The sequence below is a fragment of the Mesorhizobium sp. CO1-1-7 genome, from assembly GCF_020164885.1.
In the GTDB taxonomy this organism is placed as follows: domain Bacteria; phylum Pseudomonadota; class Alphaproteobacteria; order Rhizobiales; family Rhizobiaceae; genus Mesorhizobium; species Mesorhizobium australicum.
In genome coordinates this window covers 201,726-223,946 of the sequence record NZ_JAIUHA010000010.1, presented here as the reverse complement: position 1 = coordinate 223,946, position 22,221 = coordinate 201,726, and the positions used below count along the sequence as shown (strand labels likewise).

Annotated in this window: 28 protein-coding genes; 12 read left to right on the top strand and 16 right to left on the bottom strand. The window is 63.5% G+C overall.

The features are described from left to right. Positions 1–223: 223 nt before the first annotated feature. A complete protein-coding gene (hpf, locus tag LB516_RS22695) occupies positions 224–808 on the top strand; it encodes a ribosome hibernation-promoting factor, HPF/YfiA family (protein ID WP_015315719.1) in 585 nt (194 codons plus the stop codon). 57 nt (positions 809–865) lie between these two features. Then, the gene (gene ptsN / locus LB516_RS22690; RefSeq protein ID WP_015315720.1) at positions 866–1,330 is read left to right on the top strand and encodes a PTS IIA-like nitrogen regulatory protein PtsN; all 465 of its coding nucleotides are present in this window, start codon (positions 866–868) and stop codon (positions 1,328–1,330) included. A 71-nt stretch (positions 1,331–1,401) separates the two neighbouring features. On the opposite strand, the gene LB516_RS22685 is transcribed toward ptsN, so the two are convergent. Together LB516_RS22685 and LB516_RS22680 are read right to left on the bottom strand one after the other, a co-directional pair. After that, positions 1,402–1,659, bottom strand: a complete 258-nt coding sequence (locus LB516_RS22685) for a DUF1150 family protein (RefSeq protein WP_015315721.1) — start codon at positions 1,657–1,659, stop codon at positions 1,402–1,404. Positions 1,660–1,723: 64 nt separating this feature from the next. Next, positions 1,724–2,149 carry an Hsp20 family protein gene (locus tag LB516_RS22680; RefSeq protein WP_013893014.1) on the bottom strand — a complete coding sequence of 142 codons (426 nt, stop codon included), beginning with the start codon at positions 2,147–2,149 and terminating at the stop codon, positions 1,724–1,726. 333 nt (positions 2,150–2,482) lie between these two features. Between LB516_RS22680 and LB516_RS22675 the strand changes: the two genes are divergently transcribed. Next, entirely contained in the window at positions 2,483–3,427 is a 945-nt protein-coding gene (locus tag LB516_RS22675) for a nucleoside hydrolase (protein ID WP_015315722.1), read from the top strand. Between the two features lie 45 nt (positions 3,428–3,472). Here LB516_RS22675 and LB516_RS22670 read toward each other — a convergent pair whose 3' ends face one another. From LB516_RS22670 to LB516_RS22625, 10 genes are all read right to left on the bottom strand, one after another. After that, the gene (locus LB516_RS22670) at positions 3,473–3,880 is read right to left on the bottom strand and encodes a hypothetical protein (protein WP_181173958.1); all 408 of its coding nucleotides are present in this window, start codon (positions 3,878–3,880) and stop codon (positions 3,473–3,475) included. Between the two features lie 48 nt (positions 3,881–3,928). Continuing rightward, positions 3,929–4,543, bottom strand: a complete 615-nt coding sequence (locus LB516_RS22665) for a LysE family translocator (protein ID WP_140661711.1) — start codon at positions 4,541–4,543, stop codon at positions 3,929–3,931. A 91-nt stretch (positions 4,544–4,634) separates the two neighbouring features. Then, positions 4,635–6,080: an amidase gene (locus tag LB516_RS22660; protein WP_224720402.1), complete on the bottom strand. Its 1,446-nt coding sequence runs from the start codon at positions 6,078–6,080 to the stop codon at positions 4,635–4,637. Position 6,081: 1 nt separating this feature from the next. Beyond that, positions 6,082–6,987, bottom strand: a complete 906-nt coding sequence (locus tag LB516_RS22655; RefSeq protein WP_140721175.1) for a ribokinase — start codon at positions 6,985–6,987, stop codon at positions 6,082–6,084. A gap of 86 nt (positions 6,988–7,073) precedes the next feature. Continuing rightward, entirely contained in the window at positions 7,074–7,556 is a 483-nt protein-coding gene (locus LB516_RS22650) for a hypothetical protein (RefSeq protein WP_140713223.1), read from the bottom strand. Next, a complete protein-coding gene (locus LB516_RS22645; protein ID WP_015315727.1) occupies positions 7,531–8,049 on the bottom strand; it encodes a hypothetical protein in 519 nt (172 codons plus the stop codon). Before LB516_RS22645 ends, LB516_RS22650 begins: the two co-directional genes overlap by 26 nt. After that, positions 8,016–8,405 carry a hypothetical protein gene (locus tag LB516_RS22640; RefSeq protein WP_224720401.1) on the bottom strand — a complete coding sequence of 130 codons (390 nt, stop codon included), beginning with the start codon at positions 8,403–8,405 and terminating at the stop codon, positions 8,016–8,018. The genes LB516_RS22645 and LB516_RS22640 overlap by 34 nt, the downstream gene beginning before the upstream one ends. A 20-nt stretch (positions 8,406–8,425) precedes the next feature. Next, positions 8,426–8,896 carry a hypothetical protein gene (locus tag LB516_RS22635; RefSeq protein ID WP_015315729.1) on the bottom strand — a complete coding sequence of 157 codons (471 nt, stop codon included), beginning with the start codon at positions 8,894–8,896 and terminating at the stop codon, positions 8,426–8,428. 222 nt (positions 8,897–9,118) lie between these two features. Then, positions 9,119–9,997 carry a methylated-DNA--[protein]-cysteine S-methyltransferase gene (locus LB516_RS22630; protein WP_224720400.1) on the bottom strand — a complete coding sequence of 293 codons (879 nt, stop codon included), beginning with the start codon at positions 9,995–9,997 and terminating at the stop codon, positions 9,119–9,121. 212 nt (positions 9,998–10,209) lie between these two features. Beyond that, positions 10,210–10,704 (bottom strand): DUF2244 domain-containing protein, encoded by a 495-nt coding sequence (locus LB516_RS22625; RefSeq protein ID WP_224720399.1) that lies wholly within the window; start codon positions 10,702–10,704, stop codon positions 10,210–10,212. A gap of 22 nt (positions 10,705–10,726) precedes the next feature. On the opposite strand from LB516_RS22625, the gene nth reads away from it, so the two are divergent. The 3 genes from nth (at position 10,727) to LB516_RS22610 (ending at position 12,361) form a co-directional block, all read left to right on the top strand. Then, a complete protein-coding gene (gene nth, locus LB516_RS22620) occupies positions 10,727–11,539 on the top strand; it encodes an endonuclease III (protein WP_140721181.1) in 813 nt (270 codons plus the stop codon). Positions 11,540–11,604: 65 nt separating this feature from the next. Then, positions 11,605–11,718 carry a YdeI/OmpD-associated family protein gene (locus LB516_RS29175; protein ID WP_224529124.1) on the top strand — a complete coding sequence of 38 codons (114 nt, stop codon included), beginning with the start codon at positions 11,605–11,607 and terminating at the stop codon, positions 11,716–11,718. A 109-nt stretch (positions 11,719–11,827) separates the two neighbouring features. Further along, the gene (locus tag LB516_RS22610; RefSeq protein ID WP_224720398.1) at positions 11,828–12,361 is read left to right on the top strand and encodes a GNAT family N-acetyltransferase; all 534 of its coding nucleotides are present in this window, start codon (positions 11,828–11,830) and stop codon (positions 12,359–12,361) included. A 177-nt stretch (positions 12,362–12,538) separates the two neighbouring features. Here the strand turns inward: LB516_RS22610 and LB516_RS22605 are convergent, their stop codons facing one another. Then, positions 12,539–13,309, bottom strand: coding sequence for an IclR family transcriptional regulator (locus tag LB516_RS22605; RefSeq protein ID WP_140618848.1), 771 nt, complete (start codon positions 13,307–13,309; stop codon positions 12,539–12,541). A gap of 184 nt (positions 13,310–13,493) precedes the next feature. Here LB516_RS22605 and LB516_RS22600 point away from each other — a divergent pair, with 184 nt between their 5' ends. The 5 genes from LB516_RS22600 (at position 13,494) to LB516_RS22580 (ending at position 18,735) form a co-directional block, all read left to right on the top strand. Then, a complete protein-coding gene (locus LB516_RS22600) occupies positions 13,494–14,471 on the top strand; it encodes a Bug family tripartite tricarboxylate transporter substrate binding protein (protein ID WP_015315736.1) in 978 nt (325 codons plus the stop codon). A gap of 151 nt (positions 14,472–14,622) precedes the next feature. Next, positions 14,623–15,159, top strand: coding sequence for a tripartite tricarboxylate transporter TctB family protein (locus LB516_RS22595; protein ID WP_224720397.1), 537 nt, complete (start codon positions 14,623–14,625; stop codon positions 15,157–15,159). Positions 15,160–15,163: 4 nt separating this feature from the next. Continuing rightward, positions 15,164–16,687 carry a tripartite tricarboxylate transporter permease gene (locus tag LB516_RS22590; protein WP_015315738.1) on the top strand — a complete coding sequence of 508 codons (1,524 nt, stop codon included), beginning with the start codon at positions 15,164–15,166 and terminating at the stop codon, positions 16,685–16,687. Positions 16,688–16,702: 15 nt separating this feature from the next. Beyond that, positions 16,703–17,887, top strand: a complete 1,185-nt coding sequence (locus LB516_RS22585; RefSeq protein WP_140713233.1) for a CaiB/BaiF CoA transferase family protein — start codon at positions 16,703–16,705, stop codon at positions 17,885–17,887. Continuing rightward, positions 17,884–18,735, top strand: a complete 852-nt coding sequence (locus LB516_RS22580; protein ID WP_140618843.1) for a citryl-CoA lyase — start codon at positions 17,884–17,886, stop codon at positions 18,733–18,735. The genes LB516_RS22585 and LB516_RS22580 overlap by 4 nt, the downstream gene beginning before the upstream one ends. A gap of 3 nt (positions 18,736–18,738) precedes the next feature. Here the strand turns inward: LB516_RS22580 and LB516_RS22575 are convergent, their stop codons facing one another. Beyond that, positions 18,739–19,215 carry an NUDIX hydrolase gene (locus LB516_RS22575; RefSeq protein ID WP_140713235.1) on the bottom strand — a complete coding sequence of 159 codons (477 nt, stop codon included), beginning with the start codon at positions 19,213–19,215 and terminating at the stop codon, positions 18,739–18,741. Positions 19,216–19,341: 126 nt separating this feature from the next. Beyond that, positions 19,342–19,650 (bottom strand): hypothetical protein, encoded by a 309-nt coding sequence (locus LB516_RS22570; protein ID WP_140713237.1) that lies wholly within the window; start codon positions 19,648–19,650, stop codon positions 19,342–19,344. Positions 19,651–20,082: 432 nt separating this feature from the next. On the opposite strand from LB516_RS22570, the gene LB516_RS22565 reads away from it, so the two are divergent. After that, positions 20,083–20,661 carry an invasion associated locus B family protein gene (locus tag LB516_RS22565; protein WP_224641189.1) on the top strand — a complete coding sequence of 193 codons (579 nt, stop codon included), beginning with the start codon at positions 20,083–20,085 and terminating at the stop codon, positions 20,659–20,661. A 58-nt stretch (positions 20,662–20,719) separates the two neighbouring features. Here the strand turns inward: LB516_RS22565 and coaBC are convergent, their stop codons facing one another. Then, positions 20,720–22,192, bottom strand: a complete 1,473-nt coding sequence (gene coaBC, locus LB516_RS22560; protein ID WP_224683497.1) for a bifunctional phosphopantothenoylcysteine decarboxylase/phosphopantothenate--cysteine ligase CoaBC — start codon at positions 22,190–22,192, stop codon at positions 20,720–20,722. Positions 22,193–22,221: the final 29 nt, after the last annotated feature.

The window sequence follows — 22,221 nt, the reverse complement described above, 5'->3', positions numbered from 1 at the left end:
CACGGTGAAGTGGCTAGAAGCCCGCCCGCATGAGACGGGCTCGATGCCCGCTAGCGGATGGTCCGTCACGACAATGACCCGGGACGGTCAAGAAGGCGGCTTGTGATCAACCGGAAAGTTCGGATTTAAATCGGCGCGAGTGACGCCGCAAAGCTTGTGCGCACGGATCACGAGTATAAACTCGGGCCAGTTTGAAGCCTGAGCAAGGAAGGTCAGTTTTCAGATGAATCTGCGCATTTCGGGAAAGCACATGGATATCGGCGATGCGTTCCGTACACGCATCAACGATCGTGTCGGTGAAGCGATCGGCAAATATTTCGATCGCGGCTTCGCGGGGCATGTCACCGTCATCAAATCGGGCTCGCGCTATTCCGCGGATTGCATGATCCGGCTGGATTCCGGCGCCTCGCTGCAGGCCACCGGCGATGCCCAGGACCCGACACTCGCCTTCGAGGCCGCGGCCGATCGGCTGGAGACCCGGCTTCGGCGATACAAGCGCCGTCTGAAATCGCACAATTCAGGCAATGGCAACGGCGAGTTGACCGACATCGCTTACACGGTGATGGCACCGCTTGCCGATGACGATGAGGAAATCCCGGAGGATTTCGCACCGGCCATCGTCGCCGAATCGACCATGACGCTGAAGACCATGTCGGTGGCCTCGGCGGTCATCGAACTCGATACCAAGGACAGTCCCGTGCTTGTTTTCCGCAATGCCGGAACCGACCATCTCAACATCGTCTATCGCCGGCCCGACGGAAACATCGGCTGGATCGATCCGTCCACGACCAAAGTCGCACAGGGATAAAAGCCAGCCGCACGAGGGGTGGGGACTGGCGCGGCAGGCGAACAAGGATTTTCAAGCATGGATCTGAGCGATCTTATCAGCGTTCCGGCGATTTTGCCGGCGTTGAAGGCGAACTCCAAGAAGCAGCTACTGCAATTGCTGTCCGAGCGGGCAGCGACGATTTCGGGCATTCCGGAACGGGAGGTGTTCGACACCATCCTGCAGCGCGAGCGCCTGGGCTCGACCGGCGTCGGCAACGGCATCGCCATCCCGCACGGCAAGCTCGCCGGCGTGAAGCGCATCGCCGGCGTTTTCGCCCGGCTGGAGACGCCGGTCGATTTCGAATCGCTGGATGACCAGCCGGTCGATCTGGTGTTCCTGCTGCTGGCGCCCGAAGGGGCGGGTGCCGATCATCTCAAGGCACTGTCGCGCATCGCGCGCGTGCTGCGCGACGCCGACACCGTGGCCAAGGTCAGGGGCACGCGCGACGCCGCGGCGATCCACGCGCTTTTGTCGGATACGCAGGCCTCGCACGCGGCCTGAAGCCATCTTTTTAAATATTGTACCAAGGGCCGCCATGAGCGGCCCTTTTCAGTTCAGCCAACCAATTGTCTTTAATGAATGGCGACGGTGGTCAGGTCGTTTTCCATGGCGCCGGCCAGCGCGCGGTCACGCGCGTCGGAAAGCAGGATCGGCTGGCCATTGGCCCCAAACAGGGCCCACAGCTCCATGCCGGGAGCGATTTCACCGATGTTGGGGAAGCGGCCGAGCAGTTCGTCGCTCGAGACCTTGCGCAGATAGGCGACAGAGCCTTCGCCGAGATGGGCGAATTCGCCGCTGGTCATGGTGATGGTTTCGTCAGTTCTGGTCATTTCAAGCCTCCTTGGCGCGAGGACGCCGCTCAAGGCCATCCCGCATGAGAGCCATCGGTGAAGATCAGTCTTTCACCGATATGTTTATTTTCCGTACCAGCCGTTCCGACTCCGGCCGATCAAGGTCGATCGACAAAAGGCCGTTCTTCAGCTCCGCCGCGATCACACGCATGCCGTCGGCCAGCACGAAGCAGCGCTGGAACTGGCGTGCGGCAATGCCGCGATGAAGGAATTCGCGCTCGGTATCGTCGGTCTGGCGACCGCGCACGACCAACTGGTTTTCCTCCGTTGTCACATCGAGATCGCTTTCGGCGAACCCGGCGACGGCGAGTGTAATGCGCAGCCTTTCGGCCTTGCCGTCGGCACCGCTCAGGCGCTCGATGTTGTAGGGAGGGTAGCTGTCACCGGACTTCGCCAGACGCTCCAGGGTCTTTTCCATGGCGTCGAAACCCAGGAGAAGCGGGCTGGAGAAAGGCGTCATTCGGCTCATGTTACACTGTCCTCTCAAGAGCGACATAAACTGGAAAAACCCAAATGGCATTTTTCCCGATGGTCTTGATATGGTCCGCCCCGCGACCAAGTTCAAGCCACCAAAAGACCCGCCCAAGGAGACCATGTCGCGGACCCACGGAAATAGCCCAGGATCATCGTGGACTCACAGGAATAATCGACATGGCGCTTGAATCGACGCGCGGATGCAAGGAGAAGCGCGCAGGCCGGAACCGTCCCCCGTCAAGCGGTTCAGCAGCTTTGCAGCCGGTTGGCGTCTTTCGGGCGCAGGACCGGCCCGGTGAGCTGATGGCCAGCCAAACAAGGAATTGAAATGCCCCAACCACGCAAGATCATCATCGACACCGATCCCGGCCAGGACGACGCCATCGCCATTCTGCTGGCGCTTGGCAGTCCTGAACTGGAGATCGCCGGCATATCGGCCGTCGCCGGCAACGTGCCGCTGAAGCTCACCGAAAAGAACGCCCGCAAGATCTGCGAACTGGCCGGCCGGCCCGAAATCAAGGTCTACGCCGGCGCCATCCGTCCGTTGGCGCGCGAACTGGTCACGGCCGAGGAGGTCCATGGCAAGACCGGCTTGAACGGACCGGATTTGCCCGAACCGACAATGAAGCTGCAGGACCAGTATGCCGTCGATTTCATCGTCGAGACGCTGATGAAGGAAGAGAGCGGCACCATCACGCTCTGCCCGCTCGGACCGCTCACCAATGTTGCGCTGGCGCTGATCCGAGAGCCCCGGATTGCGCCGCGCATCAAGGAAATCGTGCTGATGGGCGGTGGCTTCTTCGAGGGCGGCAACGTCACGCCCACGGCCGAATTCAACATCTATGTCGATCCGCATGCCGCCGACGTCGTCTTCCGGTCCGGCATCCCGATCGTGATGATGCCGCTCGATGTCACCCACAAGGCGCTGACCACGTCCAAGCGCATCGAGGCGTTCCGCAAGCTCGGCACCAAGGTCGGCATCGCCGCCGCCGAGATGTTGGAATTCTTCGAGCGCTATGACGAAGGCAAATACGGCACGGATGGAGGGCCGCTGCACGACCCCTGCGTCATCGCCTATCTCCTGAAGCCCGACCTGTTCAAAGGCCGCCATTGCAACGTCACCGTGGAAACCGCCTCCGAACTGACCATGGGCATGACCGTGGTCGACTGGTGGGGGGTCACCTCCAGGGAAAAGAACGCCATGGTGATGCGCGACATCGACCATGATGGGTTTTTCGCGCTGCTGGTGGAAAGGCTGGGGCGGCTTAACTGACGTTTGGAATCGCCGACAAGCGCGCGGTGTCACCGGCGCGCGTTGTCACCCATTGAGCAATCGATAGGTGTCGACGCCGCGCTTGTGGTGTTGACGTTCAATAGGAACGAGTGAGCCAACAAGATGCGGTCGCTCGACGTCGTCGTCGATCGAAATCCGCGTGTTGCCGTCATCAAGGCGCACGTCGTAGGTGTAGTATAGATTGTGACCTACCATGGCATACGGGCTGACAGGTTTCACTCTGATGTATTCTACCACGGCCATCACGCGTTGAGTGGTGACGACCGGATTGGCCTGGAGCCCTACAACCGCAATGGATTTCATCAGCGCAAAGGCGCAAAAGAAAGCGGTGCCGATCACTGCGTCGCTGTACTCGTATTGCCAAATAAGCAAGCGATCCCGAAAGGAAACGTTTGATTTGCGCATAGTGAAGAGTTGTGCAGCAGCGTACAATTCTTCAATATGTCTCCGCAAAAATTTATGGAGAAGGCGCTTTCGCCGTTACTTTGCCTTCGAAAACGCCAGCCACAGGCCGCCGCCGACCATGAAGCTGCCGCTGATCCGCGACAGGAGCTTGATGCGGCTGGCTGACAGCATGCGCCCGGCGCGGCCGGCGGCGAGCGCATAGGTCGAGTCCGACATGGCGGCGAAGATCATGGCGGTCAGGCCCATGATGACGATCTGCAGTGGGTAGTTGCCGGCGGGAGAGATGAACTGCGGAAAGAAGGCGCCGAAGAAGATCAGCGTCTTTGGATTGCTCAGCGCCACGGCCAAGCCCTGCAGGAAGAAGCCGCCGCGTGGTTTGCGGGCGGTTCCGTCGGCGTTCAGCGTGCCCTTCGAGCGGAACATCTGCACGCCCATCCAGATCAGGTAGGCCGCGCCGATCAGCCTGACCCACTCGAACCAGTGGCCCATGCCCGAAATCAGCGTGTTGAGGCCGATGCCGACGATGACGATCATGACTGCTAGGCCGGCTTGCGTGCCGGCGACATTAGCGAGACCGGCGCGAGTGCCGTGGCGGATGCTGTTGGCGATGATCAGCGTCACCGTCGGTCCCGGCACCAGTATGATGACGATGCAGGCAAGGACATAGGCGGCGTAGAGTTCCAACGACATGATTTTTCCTCGCAATGCCGCTATCGCGGCCTAGCATGCAACAATCAATGCATGACGGCGAGGACGACGCAAGCCGGCGCGCCGGTCTGGCTCAGGCTCCGGCGGGCCAGGGCAGCGTCGTCTCATAGGCAGCCGCGGCCTTCAGCACGGCGAGGTCGCCGCGTGGCCTGCCGACCAGCTGCATGCCCATCGGCCGGCCCCTGTCGTCGAAGCCGACGGGAACATTGACCGCCGGGCAACCGCCCAGGGTGGCGAAGGCCGAAACCTGCATCCAGCGATGATAGCTGTCCATTGCCCGCCCCCCGACCTCGCGCGGCCAATGGGTGCCGACATCGAACGGAAAGACCAGCGCGGTCGGCAGCGCGATGAGGTCGAAGCGGTCGAAGATCGACAGCAGCGTGCGGTACCAGGAGGTTCGGACGACCGAGGCCCCGCGTATCTGCGGCGCCGTCAGCCGCATCGCGTTTTCCACTTCCCATACGGCTTCCGGCTTCAGCAGGCCACGCCTGGCGGGGTCGTCATAGTGTACTTTCAGGGCGCAGCCGCTGCTGGCCTGGCGCAGCGTCACGAAGGCCTGCCAGAGTGCCTCGAAATCGAAATCCGGTCGCAAGGGCTCGGTCAGGAAAGATACATCCGTGAACCGTGCGAGTGCTGCCTCGCATAAGTCGAGGATGCCGGGCTCGATCGGCAGATGGCCGCCGAGATCGCCGAGCCAGGCGATACGGCCACCGGTCGCCGCCGTCGCCAGGCCTTCGAGGAAGGAGCCTTGCTTCTCATAGGAGAGAGGCGCCTGCGGATGGTAGCCGGCCTGCACGTCGAGCAAGAGCGCCATGTCGGCGACGTTGCGGCCCATCGGCCCCTCGACGCCCATCTGCGCGTGGAAGACCTCGAAGTCGGGACCGCTGGGCACGAGCCCCTGTGACGGCCGGAAACCGTAGACATTGTTCCAGGCCGCCGGGTTGCGCAGCGAGCCGCCGAAGTCGCTGCCATCGGCGACGGGCACCATGTCCAGCGCCAGCGCCACCGCCGCTCCGCCGCTTGAGCCGCCCGCGGTCAGCGCCGGATCGAAAGCGTTCAGCGTCGGCCCGAAAACATTGTTGTAGGTGTTGGAGCCGAGCCCGAATTCGGGAACGTTGGTCTTGCCGATGATGATGGCGCCGGCGTCGCGGATGCGTTCGACGAAGAAATCGTCTTCCCGCGGCACGAAATCGGCGAAGATCGGCGAGCCGAACGAGGTCCTGAGGCCGGTGGTCGAGGCAAGGTCCTTGATGGCGATGGGTAGGCCAAAGAGCGCGCCGGTGCCATCGGTCCGGCTGATATCGGCGGCATCGGCCTCGCGCAGTATGTCGGCACGGTCGCGCAACGAGACGATGGCGTTGACCAGCGGGTTGACCGCATCGATGCGATCGAGGAACGCCGTCACCACCTCGCGCACGGAGAGCTTCTTTCGGCGGATCGCGTCTGCAAGTTCGACAGCCGACAGGCGGCAGATGTCGCTGGCCGCCGGTACGGCATGCTTCGTGCGGGGACGCATCATTTCAACCGGCCTCTTGCAGCGCCTGGTCGACATCCTTGGCCAGTGGGATCGCCGGTTGGGCGCCGGGCTTAAGGCAAGCCAGCGAGCCGGCGGCGCCGGCACGCGCCAATGCCTGTTCGAGCGTGAGGCCCGACGACAGGCCGGCGGCGAAATAGCCGCAGAAAGTGTCGCCGGCCCCGACCGTGTCGACCGGCGTGATCTGCAAAGCAGGGAGGGTCAGGAATTCGCCTGGCGTTGCCGCCATCACGCCGTCGCCGCCGAGCGTGACGACGATGATGCGTCCAGTCTTGCTGGCATAGTCGCGCATGCGCGCTGCACGATCGCGGCCTTTCAGGGCAAGGGCTTCGCCATAGAGGTCGAATTCGGTTTCGTTCGCGACCGCATAGTCGGCCTTGCCGAGGAAGGCGGCTGCCCCGCCATGGAAAGGGGCCGTGTTGAGGACAGTGATCGCGCCGGCCACCCTTGCCTGGTCGAGGGCCGCATCGACCGTCGCGAGCGGAATCTCGTGCTGCAGCAGCACGACGTCGCCCTTTGTCAGAAAAGCCTTGGAGAGGTCGCCGGGCACCACGGAAGCGTTGGCGCCGGGCACCACGGCGATAATGTTTTCGCCGTCATCGCCGACCATGATCAGCGCCGTGCCGGTCGAGGCAAAGGTCTCTCCCACGCCCGACAGGTCGACCTTGGCCTCGCGCAGCAAAGCCAGTGCCTCGGGGGCGAAATTGTCCTTGCCAACGGCGCCGACCATGCGCACCTGAGCGCCGGCACGCGCGGCGGCGAGTGCCTGGTTGGCGCCCTTGCCGCCGGGGGCCGTCGTAAAGCTGGAACCGCTCACCGTCTCACCGGGGCTCGGCAAGCGGTCGACACTGGCGATAAGGTCGAGGTTGATCGAACCGACTACGATAATCAAGAAATGCCTCCTGCTGATGCGCGGAAGCTATCCTGCCAAGCCGTTCGATGCCAGACCACGCGAATGGTCCAGCGTGATTTGCCGCGTCATTCACAAAGCACAGTGACGATGCCCTGATAGTTGCCGGCGGGAAAGATACCGCTCGACTTGGTGGCGGTGAGGTCGATCTGCATGGCGTGGGTGCCATTGGCGACCCTTTGCGGCACGCCCCCATTATTGTCGACCCCCGAGCCATCGAGGCGGAAGACCGAGGCGAAGGTCACGTTGGTGCCGCCGCCGCTCGGCGCGGACGAGAATGCGGCAGGCGCCGATGCTGAAACCGAATAGCAGTCCAGCAAATTGAGCAGCGAGCACAGCAGGGAACTTGCCACCACGGTGGCGCTGGCGCTTGATCCGCCTGCCTGCTTGGAGCCCAGTATGCCGATGGCCGGATTTGCGGTCATCGTGCCCGATGCCCCGACCATGATGCTGCAGGTGCCGATGATCGCGGCCTGCGCCGGAAGGCAGCAGCCGGCGAGCGCGGCCATCGCGAGCAGCGCGCTGCTATTTCTTCTTCTTTTTCTTGCCATCGCCGCTTCCGGTTCTGATGCTCCAGCCTTCGTTGGCCCATCCGGGTGACGCGGCCACGGGCGTAGGTGCGCTGGCGGCCACGCTCGCGGTCGGCCCGTCACCGCCCAGGCCCATCTTGAGGAGCTTCAGCTCCAGCTGCAGGCGCTCGACCTCAAGCTCGTAGAGGCGGCTGCAATCGACGCGCTTCGGCGTACGCCCGATCGGAATCACCACGCGGCCGTAGGTGGCGACGTCGTTGTTCGCCTGATTGTTGCCTCTGATGACGCCCAGGTCGAGATAGGCACCGGTGCCCGATACGGCGGACCGGCAGGTGGTTCCGTCGGAAGCGTGGACCTCATCCTGCCCTTGGGGCAAGGTCACGCCGGGCAAGTTGAAGCCGCTCTCATTCTGATTGAGGTTGTAGACATCCTCGGCCAGAACCGGCGAGATCCCTGCCCAGGTTGCCGCAAACGCGACTGTCAGGACTTGCGGTGCCCAAAAAACTTTCCGCATATCTGTGCCCTTATCTGCGTCTGTTGATTGGGAAAGGGGATGCTCTCGGTACAGATACGCACTTTACGCTCGGCAGCGCCGCCGAAGGGCACGACCACAAGGACAGGACGGGAAGCCTGCGAGCCCAGTTGGAAAACGCTCGGAGAGATCTTGGCATCCACTGGCTGAAAATTCTGATCGTAAACGTGGATTTCGACCTTGATCTTCTGGCCGTAGGGATTGGCGGGAAACACGCGGATCGCGAAGGCGTCGGTGAAACTGTTGACCTCACCCCGCATCGGCGACATCGACTGGGCGTTGGCGGCAAGGGCCGGCAGGCCGACGGCCAGCGCCGCCAGGATTCGTGCATGTTTCAAGGACCCCTCCTTCGCGACGGCTATTCGCAGCGCAGTGTTACCGTTGCCTGATAGTTTCCGGTGGCGAAGCGGTTGCTGCCGCCCTTGGTGCCAGCGAGATGGACCGAGACAAGGTCGGCGCCGGGGACAGCGAGGGCGGTGGCGGCCCCCGTTTCAGCGGTCGTGTGGGCGCCGCTGGCCGAATAGGTCGGTGTCCAGGTGGTGGCGGTGCTGTCGGCGGCGGGCACGGTGGTGAGGGTCACCGGATCGACGCTAAGTGAAACACCTCCGGTGGTGGTGAGCGTGACTGTTCCAGCCGAACCGCCGCTGTTGTGGGAGCTCAGCGACTGAAGGTCGGCGCTCACCGTCATGGTGCCGTTGGTGCCGACGACAAGCGTACAGGTCGCGGTGACCGTGCCATTGAAGATGACATTCTGCGTTGTGGCCATCGCCGCGTGGTCCAGGCACGTGACCAGCAAGGCTGCACCAAACACGGTGCGGAACAACTTCATCGAGATTCTCCTATTAAGTCGGATCGCCCGAATTAATATGGGTCATCATCGCTTTATCGTGGTTAATTTAGCGTAAACTTAAATAAGATATCGAAATAACGCTCGTGAAGAAACCGGCGGTTGTCCACGGTTGTATCCAGAAGTTTCAAAACCAAGCGCAATAATACTGCGTATTTCCAAATATAAGTATATTCTCCGGGGCAGGAAGAAAAAATCGACATTTCACGACGAAATCTGCCCCGCCTCCCAGCCGAGGATGGCGCGCTTGCGGGTCAGGCCCCAGTGATAGCCGGTGAGATCGCCTGATTTGCCGATGGCGCGGTGGCAAGGCACCACGAAGGAGAGCGGGTTGGCGCCGTTGGCGGCGCCGACCGCGCGGCTGGCGCTCGGCGCACCGATGCTGGCCGCGATCGAGGAATAGGTACGGGCCTTGCCCATCGGAATCTGGAGCAGCGCCTCCCAGACGCGGACCTGGAAGTCGGTCCCGATCATGACGACATGAAGCGGCTGATCGGCGCGCCACAGCGTCGGCTCGAAGATGCGCGCGGCATAGGGCCCCGTCGCTTCCCTGTCCTCGATATAGAGCGCGTTCGGCCAGCGGCCTGACATATCGGCAAAAGCGGTGCGTTCCTCGCCTGCGTCGCAGAAGGCGAGGCCGGCAAGCCCGCGGTCGGTGGCCATGATCAGGGCAGTGCCGAACGGGGAGGTGTGATAGCCGTAGCGGATGGTGAGGCCGGCGCCGCGCGTCTTGTAGTCGCCCGGTGACATAGCCTCATGGGTGACGAACAGGTCGTGCAGCCGGCCGGGGCCGGACATGCCCAGTTCGAAGGAGGTTTCGAGCAGAGGCATGCCGGAATCGAGCAGCCTGCGCGCATGGTCCAGCGTCACCGCCTGCAAGAAGGCCTTGGGCGACAGGCCGGCCCAGCGGGTGAAGAGTTTTTGCAAGCCGGTCGGCGTCTCGCCGACCTCCTCGGCCAGTTCTTCCAGCGATGGCTGGTCGCGATAGTCGAGGCTGATCTTTTCGATGGCGCGGCGCACGATTTCGTAGTCGCTGCCCTCAGGCGTGATGTCCCTCTTGAGGACTGCCGTGTGTGTGCTCATGGACTGTCTCCTTGGGCTGGAATATCGCCCCTCGGGGCGCCGATCGCCACCCGAAACTTGCCTTCTTGCAGCACTTGCCAAGATAGACTCGGGATTCGAGCCAGGGAGCCGCTGATGGCTGGCGAAAAAGTCCATCTGACAGGGTCAAAAGAGACCTTGCTCATGACGCTCTACGGCAAGGCGTTCCCTAAGGAAATTTTCTGGAATTGCTTTTAGCGCGCCTTGGCGGTCGCCAGCGCGCGCGAGAAGGCGGTGGCGAAGCTCTCGCGCGAATCGGGGTCGAGGAAGCCGCCGATCGGCACGTTCTGGCCTTGTGCCTCCACGGTCATTCTGATGATGCCGATCTCGGCGTGCCGGGCGATCGAAAACCGTACCCAGAACGGATTAAAGCGATGCGCTTCCGACTTTCCCGAGGGGGCCGTCTTGCGAATGTCGAGGCTGGTGCGCGAGACCGACACTTCCTCGCGGGCGCGTGCAGCCCGGTAATTGACGCGGAAGGCGATGTAGACGGCCACCACGTCGAGGCCGAAGAAGCCGAACACCGGCCAGGCACCGCGCGACAGGAAAAACGCACCCGTCACCAGCCAGCCGACCATCAGTGCGCCCATCAGGATCAGGAAGCCCGTCCTGCCCAGCGACCGGTGCGGGGTCAGCAACGCATGAAAGAAGGGCTCGTCAGCCTGAAACGAGGCGTTTGTGTCACTCATGACAGACTATTATAGGAGGGAAATGGCGCGTCCCAAGTCCAATGAGTCTTCCATGCCCGAAAAAGAGCTGCCGGCCGGACGCCGTGATGGCTCCAATGCCAAGCCGCGCCCTCGGCCGGCGCGGCGCTCGTCCCGCTACAGCCCGGCTGAAGTGCATGAGATTTTCCGGCGTTTTTCGGTGCAGCGGCCGGAGCCGAGGGGCGAACTCGAACACGTCAATGCCTTCACGCTGCTGGTGGCGGTGGTGCTTTCGGCGCAAGCGACCGATGCCGGTGTCAACAAGGCAACGCGGGCTCTGTTCAAGGTTGCGGACACGCCGCAAAAGATGCTGGCGCTCGGTGAAACCAAGGTCGGCGACCATATCAGGACCATCGGTCTCTGGCGCAACAAGGCCAAGAACGTCATCGCCCTATCGCAGGCGCTGATCCGCGACCATGGCGGCGAGGTGCCGGATGACCGCGATGAACTGGTCAATTTGCCCGGTGTCGGGCGCAAGACCGCCAATGTCGTGCTCAACATGGCCTTCGGCCAGCATACGATGGCGGTCGACACGCATATCTTGCGCATCGGCAACCGGCTTGGCCTGGCGCCCGGCAAGACGCCGGAACAGGTAGAGCAGGGGTTGTTGAAGATCATCCCGGACGAATATATGCGCCATGCGCATCACTGGCTGATCCTGCACGGACGCTATGTCTGCAAGGCGCGCAAGCCGGATTGCCCGGCCTGCGTCATTGCCGATATTTGCAAGGCAGAGGTGAAGACGACCAGCATTCCGGCGCCCCTGGTGCCGATCGCCCCGCTTGAAACTGTCGCCGCCGACGATCAGGCGCCGTAGCCGCGCGCCATCGCCGCCGCGAACACCGGGATTAGGCTCGGCCGCACTATCAGAAGAACGACTATCTGGGCTGGATCGGCCGCGCCAAGCGTCCGGACACCAGGCGAAAGCGGCTCGACCAGATGCTGGATGAATTGGAGCGTGGTGGTGTCTACATGAATATGGTCTGGCACGGCTGAAGTTCTGCTTCGATTACTAGGCCTTCCCTGGATGATGGCGCGCATCCCCCTGGCCCTTGCCCCGCACCAGCGATTTGCTAAGCGCTGAAGATCAGCGAGGCATATCGTCATGAAAAATCCGCACGGTGTTCCGGTCATCGAGACCCAGCGAACCATTCTAAGGGTGCACCAACTGAAGGATTTCGACGCCTATACCGCCATGTGGGCCGACCCCGTCGTCACCCGTTTCATCGGCGGCAAGCCGCGCACGCGTGAGGAAAGCTGGATGCGCTTCCTGCGCCATGCCGGCCTGTGGTCGCTGCTTGGCTACGGCTTCTGGGCCATCGAGGAGAAAGCGACCGGCCGTTTCATCGGTGAGGCCGGGTTCCACGATCTGAGGCGCGACATGGAGCCGTCGATCGAAGGCATCCCCGAGGCGGGGTGGGCGCTCGCACCGGCCGCGCACGGCGCCGGCCTTGCCACGGAGATCGTCAGCCGCGTGCATGGCTGGGGCGACGAGACGTTCGGACGTGCCAGAACCGTCTGCATCATCGATCCCGAAAATACGGCTTCGCTGAACGTCGCTAGGAAGTGCGGCTATATCGAGCTGACGCAGACCCTCTACCATGATGCGCCGACCATGCTGCTGGAGCGGCTGCCCTGAGGGGTGTCAGGCGAGGCGAGGGCGCCGACAATCACCCGGCCAGGCGCTACAAACGCGCAATCCGGACGGAAAACCGCTGCACACCTTGACCTGCCGCAACCGGCCTTGGGCGCGCAGCTTCCTTACAGGGGCGGCGAGCGGAAGTTGGAGGCCTTTCCGATGCCATCACCGCGGGAGCTAGGGCAAAGCCGCCGTCGCGAGGCTCGCCTGCTCCAGCATGGAGGCATCCTCGCCGAAGGCGCGAGTGGCGCGGGCCGCCGCCTCGAGCAGCGGGCGCTTCATGCGCTCAAGGAAGGCAGCGTCGACGCGCGTGCTTGGACCAGCCAGCGTCAAGGCGCCAAGCAGCGCGTGTCCCGGCCCGAAAACCGGCGCCGAGACGCCTGCCGTTTCGGGGTCGCGGTCACCCACAGCGAGACAATTGCACGTTTTGCGAATGGTTTCGTAGGGTTCGCCCTGCTGTCCCGAAAAGGCCGCCAGCACGCGCCCGCCCGAGCCGGCCAGCAGAGGCAATACGTCGCCTTCGCGTATCGTGTAGCGGATCGGATGCTTGGATTCGACCCGGTAAAGACAGGTGCGCACGTCTCCCGAGCGGACGTAGAAGGCAACACTCTCCCAACTTCGTTCGGAGAGATCGCGCATGATCGGCAACAGGATGTCCACCGCCACCACCGAACGCTGGTAAAGCGCGCCCAGCCGAAAGGCGGCGGGTCCGACGCGATAGCGCCCATCGTCCAGGCGCTCGAGCAGTTGCCCGCGCAACAGCGAATTGGCGAGCCGCAGGATCGTGCTTTTGTAAAGACCGGTGCGCATCGCGATTTCAGCAAGACTTAGCGAGCGGTCGGCCGTGCTGAAGGCGTCGAGGATGGCGATCGCCCGGTCGAGTGCCGCAACACCTTCGACGGAGGTGCGCCGGATTTCCGCATCAGCCGAGTTGCCTGGTAAGTCCATTGCGGTTCCCAATTCGGTGAAGCCCGAGCGGAACCACTCTGTCGCGCCACCGGACCGTTCTGTCCAGCAGAATGTCGTTCCTGTTGACGGAACAAGGTAAAATCTGCTTGAACTTGATCACGGGTCTGTGAACAGGCGCGTTTTGGCAGGCACCGGAGGAGGTGTCGTGATCTGGAGGAATCCCATGCTGAACAGACGCAGATTTTTGATGAGTACGGCGGCGGCTGGCGCGGCCGGGCTGGTGGCATCGCATTTCTCACCCGCCTTCGCCGAAGGTGCGCCTCAAGTCCAGATCTTCGTGCCGGCGGCGCCCGGCGGCGGCTGGGACCAGACGGCGCGCACGATGGATCAGGTGCTGCGCGGCGAGAAGCTCATCTCCGGCTCGCAGATCACCAATGTCGGTGGTGCCGGCGGAACGGTAGGGCTGCCGCAGTTCATCAATCAGTGGAGCGGCAAAGGCAATGCGCTCATGGTCGCGGGCATGGTCATGGTGGGCGCCATCATCGCCAACAAGGCGGCCAACAACCTGACCCAAGTCACGCCCATCGCCCGTCTCACCGGGGAGTTCGAGGCGCTGGTGGTGCCGGCGGACTCGCCGTTCAAGACGGCCGCCGATTTCGTCGCGGCACTCAAGGCCGATCCGACGAAGGTTCCTGTCGCGGGCGGCTCGGCCGGTGGGTCCGACCACATCCTGTTCGGCCTGATCGCCAAGACGGTCGGCGTTCCGGCTCCCAGCCTCTCCTATGTACCGTTCGCGGGCGGCGGCGAAGCTCTGTCGGCATTGCTCGGCAACCAGGTGGCGGCCGGCATTTCCGGCTTCGGCGAGTTCTCCGAGCAAGTCAAGGCGGGCGCGCTCAGGCTGCTCGCCATTTCGGCCGACAAGCGCCAGGACGGCATCGACGCGCCGACGCTCAAGGAAGCCGGTATCGATGTGGAACTGTTCAACTGGCGCGGCGTCTTCGCGCCGCCCGGCATTTCCGACGCCGACAAGGCGGCGATGATCACGCTGGTCGAAGCCATGGCCAAGAGCGATGCATGGGCGACCGAATGCAAGAACCGCAACTGGACGTCCATCCTGCTCACCGGCGACGACTATGCGAAATTCGTCACTGAGGATTCGGCTCGCATCGAGGCCATCCTCAAGGATCTCGGTCTCGCCTGATTTCCCCAAGGGGGCGGCTCGTGCCGCCTCCTCCTTTTCTCGACGCATCGATCGCATGCGGCCATGAAGCGTGAAGGTACGACGAAGCCGGCTGCTGGAAGCGGCTGTTTTGGCCACCAGATCGTGGCCATCCATAGCGGGGAGGACATTCATGAGCATCACCGACCAGCAGGCAGTGCCGCCGCGACTTGCCGTACCGGAATTGTTGATCGGCGTCGGCCTCCTGGCCTGCGCCGGGGCCGTCGCCTGGCAGACGCTGGCGATCCCGGTCTCGCCGCTCTATTCCAAGGTTGGTCCGACCGTCTTTCCCTATCTGACCATGGTCGGCCTGGTTGTGCTTTCCCTGCTGCTCATCCTCGCCGCGCTTCGCGGCGGCTGGCAGCCGGAGGAGGAAAAGGAAACGCCGACCGACTGGAAGGCGATGGGCTTCGTCGTCATCGGTCTGCTGGCCAATCTTGTGCTCATCCAGCCGCTCGGTTTCACCGCCGCGTCGGTCATCATGTTCGTTCTCGTCTGCTACGGCTTCGGCAGCAGGCATACGCTGCGCGATGTGCTCACCGGCCTGGTGCTGGCGCTGGCTGCTTATTTCGGCTTTGCCAAGGCGCTCGGCGTCAACATCGGCGCTGGTATCGTCGAGAACCAGCTGAACATGGTGATCGACGCGTTCACCAGCACGCTGGGAGGCTGACGCCATGGATACGCTCGGCCATCTCGCACACGGTTTCGCGGTCGCTTTCAGCCCGACCAATCTTTTGTGGTGCCTGCTCGGCACGACGCTTGGCACCGCCATCGGCGTGCTGCCTGGCCTTGGGCCAGCACTGACCATCGCGCTGCTCCTGCCGATCACCTATCAGGTGGCGCCGGAGGCGTCCTTCATCCTGTTCGCCGGTATCTATTACGGCGCCATGTATGGCGGCTCGACGACGTCGATCCTTCTCAACACGCCCGGCGAGAGCGCAACCATCGTGACGGCGCTGGAAGGCAACAAGATGGCCCGCTCCGGCCGCGGCGGCGCAGCACTCGCCACCTCGGCGATCGGCTCGTTCGTCGCCGGCACACTCGGCACGCTCGGCGTCGCCTTCCTGGCCCCGGTCGTGGTCAAGTTCGCGCTGGCCTTCGGCCCGGCGGAGTATTTCTCGCTGATGGTGCTGGCATTCATCACTGTTTCGGCTGTGCTTGGGTCGTCGTCGGTGCGAGGCTTGACCAGCCTGTTTGCCGGCTTCGTAATCGGGATGATCGGCGTCGATCTGCAGACGGGCCAGCCGCGCTTCACCTTCGGCATGACCGAGTTGCTCGACGGCGTCGACGTCATCATCGCCGCCGTCGGCCTGTTCGCGGTTGGCGAGACGCTCTACATGGCCTCGCGCCGCTATGCCGGCAAGGACGAGATCGTGCCGCTAAAAGGCTCGCTCTACATGACGGCGGCCGAATGGGGCCGCTCGTGGAAGGCCTGGCTGCGGGGAGCGGCGATCGGCTTCCCAATCGGCGCCATGCCGGCCGGCGGCGCCGAGATCCCGACCTTCCTGTCCTATGCCATCGAAAAGAAACTGTCGAAGCACAAGCAGGAGTTCGGTACGGTCGGCGCCATCGAAGGTGTTGCAGGGCCGGAAGCCGCCAACAACGCGTCCGCCGCCGGCGTGCTGGTGCCGATGCTGACGCTTGGGCTGCCGACCTCGGCGACGGCGGCGATCATGCTGTCGGCCTTCCAGAGCTACGGCATCAATCCGGGGCCGTTGCTCCTGACGACACAAGCCGACCTTGTCTGGGGCCTGATCGCCAGCCTGTTCATCGCCAATGTCATCCTGGTCATCCTCAACCTGCCGCTGATCGGCCTGTGGGTGCGGCTGCTGAAGATCCCGGCGCCGCAGCTTTATGCGGGGATCCTGGTGTTCGCCACTGTCGGCACCTATGGCATCTCGCAGTCGCCGATCGATCTCGTCATCCTCTATCTCCTGGGCGCCGCGGGCTTCCTGATGCGGCGGTTCGATTTTCCGACCGCGCCCGTCATCATCGGCATGATCCTGGGACCGCTCGCCGAAACCCAGTTCCGCCGGGCGATGACCATCTCGAACGGCGACTGGTCGGTGTTCTACAAGCATCCGTTGTCGCTGACCCTGCTGACGCTCGCCTTCATCGGCCTGGTCGGGCCGCATGTCTGGGCCTTCATCGAAAACCGGCGGCGGCGCGGTCCCGAACATGTGCCGGGCGATGCCTGAGCGATCTGAAAAGATATGACAGACTTGCTTTCCGGTATCCGCGTCCTCGATCTGACCAATGTGCTCGCCGGGCCTTACTGTGCCTATCAGCTGGCCTTGCTGGGAGCCGACGTGATCAAGGTCGAGGGGCCGCAAGGCGGCGATCTGGCGCGCCAGCTCGGCGGCTCTCCAAAGCTCAACAATGCCGGCATGGGCGCATCCTTCCTGGCCCAGAACGCCGGCAAACGATCGGTCATGCTCGACCTCAAGAAGGACACGGATCGCGGGCGCTTCCTGGACCTGGTCGCCAGCGCCGATGCGCTGGTGGAGAATTTTCGGCCCGGCGTGATGAAACGCCTCGGGCTTGACTACGAGATGCTGAGGGCGGTCCGCCCGGGCCTCGTCTATTGCGCGATATCGGGTTTCGGGCAGAGCGGGCCGATGCGCGACAACCCGGCCTATGACCAGATCATCCAGGGTCTTTCCGGGATCATGAGCATAACCGGCACGCCGGAAACCGCGCCGCTGCGCGTCGGCTATCCCGTCGCCGATACGCTGGGAGGCTTGGTCGGCGCGTTCTCGATCGCCGCGGCGCTGGTCAGGCAGAAGACATCGGGCGAGGGCGCGTTCCTCGACGTGTCGATGCTCGAATGCACGCTTTCCGCGCTTGGCTGGCCTGTTTCCAATTACCTGACGGCAGGGGTCGATCCCAAGCCGATGGGCAATGAGAACATGACGGCGGCTCCCTCCGGCGCCTTCCGCACCGGCGACGGGCTCATCAACATCGCCGCCAACAAACAGGAGCAGTTCGTGACGCTGTGCCGGCTGATCGGACGGCCGGAACTGGCGTCGGACCCGCGCTTTGCCGAGCGCGAGACCCGCAAGCAGAACCGTGCCGCGCTCAAGGTCGAGATCGAGGATGCTCTGGCAAGCGATCCGGCGGCAATTTGGGAAGAGACGCTCAACCGAGCCGGCGTGCCGGCGGGCCGGGTACTGACGATCCCGCAAGTGCTGACCGAACCACAAGTGCTCGAACGCCAGGTGACGGCTCGTTTCGAGGATGTGGCTGGCATGGATGGGCCGCTGACCGTCCTGCGCGGCGGGTTCATGGTAGACGGTACGGCACCGTTGCCGACGCGGCCGCCGCCTGTGCTGGGCGAGCACATGGACGAGGTGTTCGCCGGCCTGCCGCCGCGCGCCAAGGCAAAGGCCCTGACATGAGCGGCGTGGAGAAGAAAACAGGCCGCGCGCGCGGCGAGGAATGGTGGCAGACCGGCATCATCGAGATGAGCCCCGGTGTGATCCGGCTGCGCGGCTACGAGATCCAGGACCTGATCGGCCGCGTCAGCTTCCCGGCTGTCATCTGGCTGATGCTGCGTGGCGAATTGCCCAGCGAGGACGAGGCGGCACTGCTCGGCATTGCCTTGGGGGCGGCCGTCGACCACGGGCCGCAGGCGCCGTCGATCGCCATCGCCCGCATGGCGGCGACCTGCGGCGTCGGCATCAACAGCGCCATGGCCTCGGCCATCAACGTGCTGGGCGACGTGCATGGTGGCGCCGGCGAGCAGGCGCTTTCCTTCTATGGCGATATTGCCGTGGCGCTTGATGGCGGCATGGGCCTCAACGAAGCGGTTTCGACACGTCTCGACCGGTTCTTCGGGCAGGAGAAGGGCTATGTGCCGGGGCTTGGCCATCGCTTCCATCCTGTCGATCCGCGCGCGCCGCGCCTGCTGGAACTGGTCAGAGATTTTGCCGCGCGTGGCGTGGTCAACGGCCGCTTTGCCGACATTGCCGAGGCGATCGAGGCCGACGTCGCGCGGCGCAAAGGCAAAAAAATCCCGCTCAACATCGATGGCGCCACCGCCGTCATCTATGGCGAACTCGGCTTTCCGCCGCCGCTGACGCGCGGACTCTTCGTGCTGTCGCGTTCCGTCGGCATCCTGGCGCATGCCTGGGAGCAATCTCAGCAGTCCGAGCGCAACAAGGGGCCGCTGCCGCGCGAATGGCTGTGGGCCTATAGCGGCCCGCCGGCACGGCCGCTTCCTGAAGATGAGGGCGCGGACAATTGAGGCTTATGCCTGCTCGAGCGGCGCGGGCCCGGGAAGCTTCAAGGTGTTCACCAGCGTCGAGAGATCAGGCTCGTCGATGAGCATCGCGGCGTCGGCCGGCGCCAGCCAGGCCCGCTGCCGCCGCTTGGCTTCCTGCCAATCGGCAAGCTCTTCCGTCACTTCCAGCAGAAACACGACGACGTCGACGCGGACAAAGCGGTTGGCCAAGCGTTTCCAGTAGGAATAGGTGCCCGCCGGCTGCTTCAGCGTCTTGCCGAGCACGCCGGCTTCCTCCAGTGCCTCGATGGTGGCTGCCTTGCGTCCGCTCTTGCCTTTCATCGGCCATCCCTTGGGCACGATGAAGCGTCTCGTGGTTCTCGATGTGACCAGCATCACCTCGATGCCGCCATGCGCGTTCAGCCGGAAGGGGATCGCCGCCACCTGGCGGATCCTCTCGCCTTTCTTGGCTTGGCGTACGGCCTTTTTCTTGGTGGCTGCCATCTCGATAATCCAGTCGCTGCAATGCCCCTTAGCGTGCTGCGACGCCTTTGCAAAATCCAAACTGCCGCAGGGGCACCCGAAGTGCCCTATCATGTAAGTCGGCTAAATAAAAGAAGCTGCCGTTCGTCAGCGGCAGGTGCTCACGGCGGTGTTGCCGATTATCTGCGTCTGGCAGCTCGGCCTAACCTGCGGCACGACCAGCGGCGGTTGCTGGACGATGATGCGATCCTGGGCACGATACTGCTGTTGCTGCTGCTGAAACTGCTGCCGCTGAACCCGGTTTTGCAACGCCTGCAGATCGTTCTGCTGGATGACTGTGTTGTTTCTGACCGTGGGATTGAGCACCTGCGCGGAAGCGGGCATCGCAAAGCCGGCGCAAACCGCTCCAGCCAGCACCACCAATGTTGATATCATCGATGAACGACGCGCACACATCCATCTATTCCTGCAAAAAAATCTCATCACACCAGATATATAGGGCTTTTGCCCGACGATGCCATGCGAGAATGCCGATCACCCTCACACCAACCGCGCCCGCTCAAGGGCTGCCACCCGCGCTTGCTGCGTGTTTCCGGCAAGGAAGAAGGGTCGGTTGCCGGCTTCAACTTTTTTCCACCAAGGAGTGGGAGATCGAAGCTGCTTCGGCGTGGCGGAGAATCTGCTCGCAACCCCGCATTGCACTTGACGGAAACGATCGATTCGCCGCTCTATCGGGTCGACGCTGCCTCGAGCTGAATGGCGTCAATGGCGTAGGCATGCCCGTCGGGTATAATGGCGCCTTCGAGGAAATGGTCAAACAGAATGCAGTCAGCGCGTCTCTCAAGGTCAGTTTCTGGCTCGAGGCGGAGCCGGGCGGGAGAGATCTTGATGAGGAAATACGCGTATATCGCAGCAGTGCTGGGTGCTGCCTGCATCGCAGGCCTGCCGGCCATGGCGGCGCAAACCAAGAGCGACAAGGTGGCGGCAACGCCCGCCGCAGCTGACGTGCCGCAACTGCCGGGTGGTGCTTCGGCCTTGTCCGAAACCCATGGCGACTGGACGGTCAATTGCCAGATATCGGGCACGAACAAGGTCTGCAGCCTGTCGCACCAGCAGTTCAACAAGCAAAGCAACCAACGGCTTTTGGCGATCGAGCTGTCGAGCAAGACCGGGGAGGATGCGACCGGAACGCTTGCCCTGCCTTTCGGTCTGGCGCTTGCCAAGGGTGTCGCGCTGACCATCGACGATCAGAAGCTCGACGGCAGCCTGCCGTTCAGCACCTGCCAGGTGGTCGGCTGCCTGGTGCCGGTGGCGTTCGATGCCAATGTCACGCCGCTGCTCAAGAACGGCACCACGCTCAAGATCGATGCGTTCGCGGCCGATACGGGGCAAGTCGTAAGCTTTTCCATCCCGCTCAATGGCTTCGGCGGTGCGCTTGCCCGCACGGCGGAGCTTTTGGCCAACTGACGGCTTGGCTCACCGCAAGCGACAGGATGTTGGCGGCAAACGCTTCCGCCGGCACTTGTCAGACGACGATGATTTTCAACCGCTCGGCGACGAGCGCGGCAAGCCGTGCCGCTACCTCGTCCTTGGTCATTTCAGGCCATTCCTCGACGCCGGCCTTCGACACGATCCGCACCCGGTTGCGATCACCCCCCATCACGCCTGAAGGACCGATGCCGCTTTGGTGCGACACATCGTTGGCGACGATGAGATCGGCCCCTTTCTTCGTGAGCTTGGCCTCGGCGTTGCGCAAGAGATCCTGCGTCTCGGCGGCAAAGCCGACGACCAGGCCTGGTCGCTGCTTGTGATGGCCGACACCCGCCAGGATGTCGGGGTTTTCGACCATGCGCAGCACCGGCGGGCCTTCGCCCGCGACCTTCTTGATCTTCTCACCGGCTGAATTCTCGGTGCGCCAGTCGGCAACGGCGGCGACGAACACCGCGGCGTCGGCGGGCAGAAGCTGTTCCACCGCATCGCGCATCTCCTGCGCCCGTTCGACATGGAGGGTCTTCACTCCGGCCGGATCGGCGATGGTGACGGGACCGGAGACGAGGCGCACATCGGCGCCGAGCCTTGCCAATGCCGCGGCGATGGCGTGGCCCTGCTTGCCGGACGAGCGGTTCGCGATATAGCGCACCGGGTCGATCGGCTCGTGCGTCGGGCCTGACGTGACGATGATCTTGCGCCCCGCCAGTGGCCTGGGGCCGGCATCGAGCAGCGCCTCGACCGCGGCGACGATCTCAAGCGGTTCGGCCATGCGGCCTTCGCCGGCCTCATTGCTCTCAGCCATCTCACCCTTGGCAGGGCCGACGAAGGTGATGCCGTCCTTGCCCAAGCTCGCGCGGTTGCGGCGGGTGGCGGGATGCGACCACATCCTGGGGTTCATCGCCGGGGCCATCAGCACCGGCTTGTCGGTGGCGATGAGCACGGTCGAGGCCAGATCGCTGGCATGGCCATTGGCGAGCTTGGCCATCAGGTCGGCAGTGGCGGGCGCCACCACCAGGAGGTCCGCCTCGCGCGACAGCCTGATGTGGCCGACATCGTGCTCATCATTGCGGTCGAACAGGTCAGTGAAGACATGGTCGGCGGAGAGCGCGCCGACCGACAGCGTGGTGACGAACTCCTGCGCCGCCGATGTCATGACGACGCGCACCGCCGCGCCGCGCTCGCGCAGCCGGCGAATGAGATCGAGCGCCTTGTAAGCGGCGATGCCGCCGCCGATGATAAGCAGGATGCGCCTGTTGGAAAGCGTGCCTCGCGGCAAGCTCTTGCCTGCTAATGCTGACGCCGGGGTCGGAGTGCCTTGCGAGGTGGCCAGTTCGTGCAGCGCTTTCTCGATCTGGTCGAGACGGCCAACAGGGCCGACCTGGCTGTCGACGGCGGCCCGGATCATCACCCGCGCCTGTTCTTCCATGGAGCGATCGTTTTCCGCGGCCAGCCGGCGCAGCAACTCCTTGACCTCATCGTCCAGGTTGCGGATCGTGATGCTGGCCATGTGATTGCACTCTACTCATCCCGCTTGAT

Bases quoted from the DNA above. Each gene is read 5' to 3' on its own strand.
- LB516_RS22660 (WP_224720402.1), bottom strand. From the start codon at position 6,080: ATGATGCGTCCCCGCACGAAGCATGCCGTACCGGCGGCCAGCGACATC.
- LB516_RS22635 (WP_015315729.1), bottom strand. From the start codon at position 8,896: ATGAAGTTGTTCCGCACCGTGTTTGGTGCAGCCTTGCTGGTCACGTGC.
- LB516_RS22625 (WP_224720399.1), bottom strand. From the start codon at position 10,704: ATGAGTGACACAAACGCCTCGTTTCAGGCTGACGAGCCCTTCTTTCAT.
- coaBC (WP_224683497.1), bottom strand. From the start codon at position 22,192: ATGGCCAGCATCACGATCCGCAACCTGGACGATGAGGTCAAGGAGTTG.
- LB516_RS22590 (WP_015315738.1), top strand. From the start codon at position 15,164: ATGGATACGCTCGGCCATCTCGCACACGGTTTCGCGGTCGCTTTCAGC.
- LB516_RS22675 (WP_015315722.1), top strand. From the start codon at position 2,483: ATGCCCCAACCACGCAAGATCATCATCGACACCGATCCCGGCCAGGAC.
- LB516_RS22565 (WP_224641189.1), top strand. From the start codon at position 20,083: ATGAGGAAATACGCGTATATCGCAGCAGTGCTGGGTGCTGCCTGCATC.
- LB516_RS22685 (WP_015315721.1), bottom strand. From the start codon at position 1,659: ATGACCAGAACTGACGAAACCATCACCATGACCAGCGGCGAATTCGCC.
- LB516_RS22630 (WP_224720400.1), bottom strand. From the start codon at position 9,997: ATGAGCACACACACGGCAGTCCTCAAGAGGGACATCACGCCTGAGGGC.
- hpf (WP_015315719.1), top strand. From the start codon at position 224: ATGAATCTGCGCATTTCGGGAAAGCACATGGATATCGGCGATGCGTTC.
- LB516_RS22585 (WP_140713233.1), top strand. From the start codon at position 16,703: ATGACAGACTTGCTTTCCGGTATCCGCGTCCTCGATCTGACCAATGTG.
- nth (WP_140721181.1), top strand. From the start codon at position 10,727: ATGGCGCGTCCCAAGTCCAATGAGTCTTCCATGCCCGAAAAAGAGCTG.
- LB516_RS22580 (WP_140618843.1), top strand. From the start codon at position 17,884: ATGAGCGGCGTGGAGAAGAAAACAGGCCGCGCGCGCGGCGAGGAATGG.
- LB516_RS22570 (WP_140713237.1), bottom strand. From the start codon at position 19,650: ATGTGTGCGCGTCGTTCATCGATGATATCAACATTGGTGGTGCTGGCT.
- LB516_RS22600 (WP_015315736.1), top strand. From the start codon at position 13,494: ATGCTGAACAGACGCAGATTTTTGATGAGTACGGCGGCGGCTGGCGCG.
- LB516_RS22665 (WP_140661711.1), bottom strand. From the start codon at position 4,543: ATGTCGTTGGAACTCTACGCCGCCTATGTCCTTGCCTGCATCGTCATC.
- LB516_RS22680 (WP_013893014.1), bottom strand. From the start codon at position 2,149: ATGAGCCGAATGACGCCTTTCTCCAGCCCGCTTCTCCTGGGTTTCGAC.
- LB516_RS22595 (WP_224720397.1), top strand. From the start codon at position 14,623: ATGAGCATCACCGACCAGCAGGCAGTGCCGCCGCGACTTGCCGTACCG.
- LB516_RS22645 (WP_015315727.1), bottom strand. From the start codon at position 8,049: ATGCGGAAAGTTTTTTGGGCACCGCAAGTCCTGACAGTCGCGTTTGCG.
- LB516_RS22610 (WP_224720398.1), top strand. From the start codon at position 11,828: ATGAAAAATCCGCACGGTGTTCCGGTCATCGAGACCCAGCGAACCATT.
- LB516_RS22575 (WP_140713235.1), bottom strand. From the start codon at position 19,215: ATGGCAGCCACCAAGAAAAAGGCCGTACGCCAAGCCAAGAAAGGCGAG.
- LB516_RS22605 (WP_140618848.1), bottom strand. From the start codon at position 13,309: ATGGACTTACCAGGCAACTCGGCTGATGCGGAAATCCGGCGCACCTCC.
- ptsN (WP_015315720.1), top strand. From the start codon at position 866: ATGGATCTGAGCGATCTTATCAGCGTTCCGGCGATTTTGCCGGCGTTG.
- LB516_RS22650 (WP_140713223.1), bottom strand. From the start codon at position 7,556: ATGGCAAGAAAAAGAAGAAGAAATAGCAGCGCGCTGCTCGCGATGGCC.